General features: G+C 74.0%; 4 protein-coding genes and 1 pseudogene. 1 reads left to right on the top strand and 4 read right to left on the bottom strand.

The window, feature by feature from the left end:
- Positions 1–58 precede the first annotated feature (58 nt).
- From DQW06_RS10380 to DQW06_RS10365, 4 genes are all read right to left on the bottom strand, one after another.
- Positions 59–640, bottom strand: coding sequence for a hypothetical protein (locus tag DQW06_RS10380; RefSeq protein WP_013155546.1), 582 nt, complete (start codon positions 638–640; stop codon positions 59–61).
- Positions 641–690: 50 nt separating this feature from the next.
- A complete protein-coding gene (locus DQW06_RS10375) occupies positions 691–1,398 on the bottom strand; it encodes a hypothetical protein (protein ID WP_013155545.1) in 708 nt (235 codons plus the stop codon).
- A gap of 359 nt (positions 1,399–1,757) precedes the next feature.
- Positions 1,758–3,131: a HAMP domain-containing sensor histidine kinase gene (locus DQW06_RS10370; protein WP_117198362.1), complete on the bottom strand. Its 1,374-nt coding sequence runs from the start codon at positions 3,129–3,131 to the stop codon at positions 1,758–1,760.
- Complete coding sequence (locus DQW06_RS10365) at positions 3,128–3,793, bottom strand: response regulator transcription factor (RefSeq protein ID WP_013155543.1); 666 nt, start codon at positions 3,791–3,793, stop codon at positions 3,128–3,130. Before DQW06_RS10365 ends, DQW06_RS10370 begins: the two co-directional genes overlap by 4 nt.
- 172 nt (positions 3,794–3,965) lie before the next feature.
- Between DQW06_RS10365 and DQW06_RS10360 the strand changes: the two are divergent.
- A pseudogene (locus DQW06_RS10360) lies at positions 3,966–4,182 on the top strand (hypothetical protein); the annotation flags it as partial.

Below are 4,182 nucleotides of genomic sequence, written 5' to 3'. Positions count from 1 at the left end.
CCCCCGCGCTCGGCGGTGGGCGGCCCCTCCCGGGACGGCTCGCGGCGTCCGCACGCCGTCAGGTGTTGGTGTTGACCAGGTGTTCCACGAAGGAGCGGTAGTCGCGCAGGGCCACCCGGAGCGACTCGGTGTCCGTGCCCTCTCCCTCGTTCCACGCGGAGCGCAGCGCGGAGCGGCGCTCCTCGATCTCCGCGACCACGGCGTCGGCGACCTCCGCCGCCAGCGCGTCGGCCTCGCGCACGGCGCCGTGGGGGTCGTCGACGAACTTGCCCTGCGTCGCGTTCCAGCGCTCCCGGACGCGTTCCAGCTTCGCGCCCCGCGTCCGGGGCCCGTCCGCCGAGCCCGGGCGGTCCGCTCCGGCGCCGGGCTGCTCCGGCACCCGGCCCGGCGCGGTTCCGCGTCCGCCCGGCCTGGCGTGTCCGGCGGGGCCGGTGTGGTCACCGCCGACGGGATCCGTGCGGTCGGGACCGGGAGCACCGGTGGGTCCGGGGCCGGTCCCGCGTCCGGGGTCGTTCACCTCGGCGTCGACGGTCACCGGCTCCGCGGTACGGGGGCCGGTCCCGGTTCCGGGCGTCCGCGCCCGGTACTGGTCCGATTCGGTCTCCCGGCTCGTGCCGGGGCCGGGTACGCGTTCCACCATGTCCGCCTCCTCGTGTCGTCGGTTCCTCGCGGAGAAGCTGCCGGGGCCGGTCACAGACCCGCCTCCGGTCCCCTCTCCCGGCGCGGCCGCTCCACAGCGGTGCGCTCCGTGCCCGCGGCCGGAGCGGTGTGGTCGACAGCGGTCCGCCCCGCGCCCGGGCTCCGGTTCGTCGTGCCGTCGGCCGTCGGCAGGCCGCCCAGCAGGGACTCCACCAGATCGCGGTAGGACACCAGTTCCTCGCGCAGGTGCTCGGTGCCGCTCCGACCCGCCTCGGCGGAGCTTCCGGTGGCGTGCGCGCGGCGGAACCCGGTGACCGCGGCGGAGTGGTCCACCGACAGGTCGTCGAGGCGCTGGTCGAAGGCCGCTTCACTGTCGGCCGCGGACGCGGGGCCGGGGTAGCCGCGGTCCGCCATGATGGCCTCCACCAGTCCGCGGGCGTCGCGGACGGCGCGGACGGGGTCGTCGACGAACTCCTGCTGCACCGCGGCCCACGTCTCGGTGTGAGCCACGCGCTGCTGGTCGCTCAGCTCGCGGAGCCTCATGTTGTCGCGGCGGCGGAGCCTCTCGGACAGGTCGTTCTCGGCGGCCGTCCTGTTGCCGTGGACCTCCACGGCGCGGTCGTACTCGGCGCCGAAACGCTTCTTCAGCCGGGCGGTGCGCCGGGCCGGAAGGATCGAGGACCGCGCGGCGATCGCGATTCCTCCGGCGATGACGACCACCACCACTAAGGCGATGATGACAATTGTTCCGGTCTCCATCGGAGCACCTCCTGCCATATCGCACTGCCCCCCAAGGCCCGCCCAAAACTCGGCCACGGTCGGGTCAGGGGCCCGTAACGGGCGTACGCGCAGGTGAGGGGCGTTGCGGCGATATTACGAGACTATCACGGAAGGCGGGGATTACGGCCTCCCCGCGGAGTGTGCGCCGGTGGGCCCCGCGCGCCGGAGCGGAGGGGGCGTCCGCTCCGGAAAGCGTTCTTCGTTTCCGGGGGATTCCCCGTTTCCGCCCTTCGTGGTGAAGGGTTCGCGGCGAAGGGGAATTCCCCCGGAGGACCCGTGTGAACAGCGAATGCGCCCCGGGTCGCCGGACGCGTGGTCCCGGCCCCGCGCGAGACCGGTCAGGGCGTGGCACGCGGGAGGGTGATCCTGACGACGGTGCCGGAGGGGCCGCTGTCGATGCCCACCTCACCGCCCTGGGCCTCGACCAGGGAGCGCACGACCGACAGGCCGAGCCCCGAGGTGCGCCCCGATCCGGTGGTGCGCGTGGTGACGAACGGTTCGAACACGTGGGGGAGCACCTCGGCGCTGATCCCCGGGCCGTCGTCGGTCACGGTGAGGGTGATCGTGTCCTCGCCTCCGCGGGCGGTCACGGTGGCGCGGGTGCCGGGCGGGTTGTGGTCGACGGCGTTGGCGGTGAGGTTGGCCAGGCACTGCTCCAGGCGTGACTGGTCGCCGAGCAGGACGTCCGGCGGCGGCTCCTCCAGGGTGACGGCGTCGGCGTGCGGCAGGGCGTCGAGCCGGGCCCGCACGTCGTGGAACAGGTCGGGCAGGAACACGGCCTCGACGCGGACGTCGATCTCGTCGCCGCCGCGGGCCACCGCCATGAGGTCCTCCAGCACACGGCGCAGGCGGCCGAGTTCGGCGCGCACGACCGCCGCCTCCGCGGTGCCCAGCAGTTCCAGGTGCCCCTCGGCGACGGAGAGAGGGGTGCGCACCTCGTGGGAGATCGCGGCCAGGTACCGGCGCCGGTTGCTGTCGGCCTGCTCGATGCGGGTCAGCATCTGGTTGATCTCGGTGGCCAGTTCGGCGATCTCGTCGCGGGTGGCGGGCACCGGGACGCGGGTGGCGAGGTCGGCCGGCGAGATGGCCTTGGCGGCGTCGGAGACCTCCCGCACGGGACCCAGGGTGCGCCGCACGACCAGCCACAGCACGACCCCTCCGCCGACCACGCCGATCACCCCGGCGAGACCGGCCCACAGCAGGACGGTGGCCGCCGCGTCCCGGGTGGAGTCGAGCGGGGCGGCGACGGTGACCACGGCCAGGGTGTCACCGGCGTCGTCCACGACCCGGGTGTCGAGCACCCGGAGCGGGCCCGCGTCGGTGTCGAGCGTGCGCAGGGTCCCGGGTTCGGGCCCGGGGGCGTCGCCGCCGCGCATGAGGCCCGCGACGCGCGAGGGGCCCCCGGTGCTCTGCAACCGCACGTCGTTGACGGTCACCAGCGTCACGTGGCGGGCTCCGCTGGGGCGTACGGCGAGCGCCTGGCGGGCGGCGCGCTCGGCCTCCGGGCCCGAGACCACGCCGTCGAGTCCGGCGGCGGCGGGCAGCCGCCCGTCGAGGGCGTCGCCGACCAGCGCCGACTCCTCGCGCAGCAGGTGGTCGATGTCGGCCAGGCCCGACACGCGCACCAGTTCGTAGGTGAGCAGGGCGACACCGCCGATGACCAGGGCCATGACCAGCAGCGATCGCAGGACCACCCGGCCGGTGAGGCTCACCGTGCGCCGTCCCCGAGCCGGTACCCGGCGCCGCGGACCGTCTGGATGCGCTCGCTGCCGAGCTTGCGGCGCAGCTGGCTGACGTAGACCTCCACCACGTTGGAGGCGCCGTCGAAGTCGTAGCCCCAGACCCGGTCCAGCAGCTGGGGCCGGGAGAAGACCTGCGTCGGATGGCGGATGAGCACCTCCAGCAGCGCGAACTCACGTGCCGACAGGTTGACGGTGCGACCCTCCACCGAGGCGGTGCGCGCCCCGAGGTCGAGCACCACACCGCCCGCGGCCAGCACGTCGCCGCGTTCCTGGCCGCCGCCGCGCAGCCGGGCCCGCACGCGGGCCAGCAGCTCGCTCACGCTGAACGGCTTGACCATGTAGTCGTCGGCCCCGGCGTCGAGGTTGGCGACCCGGTCGCTCACGGCGTCCTTGGCGGTGAGCACGATCACCGGCACCGAGGGGCGGCGCGCGCGCAGCCGCCGCAGCACCTCCTCACCCGGGATCCCCGGCAGCCCCAGGTCCAAGACGACGAGATCGACGTCCGACGACAGGGCCATCGTCAGCCCGTCGATCCCGTCGGCTGCGGTGAGCACCTGGTAACCGGCCGTCTCCAGCCCGCGCCGCACGAAGGAGACGATCCCCTCCTCGTCCTCCACCACCAGAATCGCCAAGGCCGTGCCCCTCCCCGTTTCCCCGTGTCGCCTCCCACCCTGGCGGAGGCCGCTGAACCGTCCCTGAGCGCAACATGAAGAAGACCCTCATGTGGACCTCATGCCGCCATCATCGCGCCGCCGCATGCTGGGTGGTACACAGACCTCCGAGCATGTGAGCAAGGGATCCGCGATGCAGACCAAGACCATCATCATCCTCTCCTCCGCCGCGGCCGCCGGGCTGCTGGCCGTGGGCACGGTCGGCTACCTGGTCGCCGGCGACCCCGAGCAGGAGGTGGCCCCGATCGCGCTCACCGGCGTCACCGCCGGGACCGACTCCGAGACGGGCGGGAACGGGCAGTCGCAGCAGAGCGAGCCCTCGACCCGGACGGTCGACGGGCTGGAGCAGC

The organism is Nocardiopsis sp. TNDT3 (genome assembly GCF_003427465.1).
Taxonomy (GTDB): domain Bacteria; phylum Actinomycetota; class Actinomycetes; order Streptosporangiales; family Streptosporangiaceae; genus Nocardiopsis; species Nocardiopsis dassonvillei.
The sequence above is the reverse complement of the archived record's forward strand: the minus strand, read 5'-3'. Positions and strand labels throughout refer to the sequence as shown.

Coding starts and splice junctions, on each gene's coding strand:
- DQW06_RS10375 (WP_013155545.1), bottom strand. CDS start 1,398: ATGGAGACCGGAACAATTGTCATCATCGCCTTAGTGGTGGTGGTCGTC.
- DQW06_RS10380 (WP_013155546.1), bottom strand. CDS start 640: ATGGTGGAACGCGTACCCGGCCCCGGCACGAGCCGGGAGACCGAATCG.